The organism is Vibrio sp. 1562 (assembly GCF_033340155.1).
Taxonomy (GTDB): Bacteria; Pseudomonadota; Gammaproteobacteria; order Enterobacterales; family Vibrionaceae; genus Vibrio; species Vibrio alginolyticus.
Genome location: NZ_JAWOVY010000452.1, coordinates 1 through 641 on the forward strand (window position 1 = coordinate 1; position 641 = coordinate 641).

Below are 641 nucleotides of genomic sequence, written 5' to 3' on the forward strand. Positions count from 1 at the left end.
TCTACATTTCAACAACGGGTCGTCCTGGACCAGTTGTGATTGATTTGCCTAAAGACGTAATGAATCCGCAAATCAAACTGCCTTACCAATATCCAGAAAGCATCTCGATGCGTTCATACAAGCCAACCACTTCGGGTCATAAAGGCCAAATCAAGAAAGCGCTGAAGTCTTTGATTGAAGCGAAAAAACCGGTGCTGTATGTCGGTGGTGGCGCAGTCATTTCTGGTGCTCACGAACATATTTTAGAACTGGCAGACAAACTTAACCTGCCAGTTGTCAGTACCTTAATGGGCCTAGGTGCATTTCCGGGTACTCACAAAAACTCGCTTGGTATGTTGGGGATGCACGGTACTTACGAAGCCAATATGGCGATGCACGAAGCGGATCTGATCTTCGGTATTGGGGTGCGTTTTGATGACCGCACCACCAATAACCTTGAGAAGTACTGTCCAAATGCGAAAGTGATGCACATTGATATTGATCCATCGTCGATCTCCAAAAACGTCAAAGTGGATCTTCCAATCGTAGGCTCTGCTGAAAAAGTACTGACTACTATGCTTGGTCTACTGGCAGAGCAAGATTGTGGCAACGATGAAGCGGCGATCACTAAGTGGTGGGATGATATTCAAGTGTGGCGCGAT

The 641-nt window shown here is 46.3% G+C and carries 1 pseudogene; it reads left to right on the top strand.

Annotation, left to right across the window (positions count from 1 at the left end):
- Positions 1-641: pseudogene (locus R7Z49_RS25755) on the top strand (acetolactate synthase 3 large subunit); the annotation flags it as partial.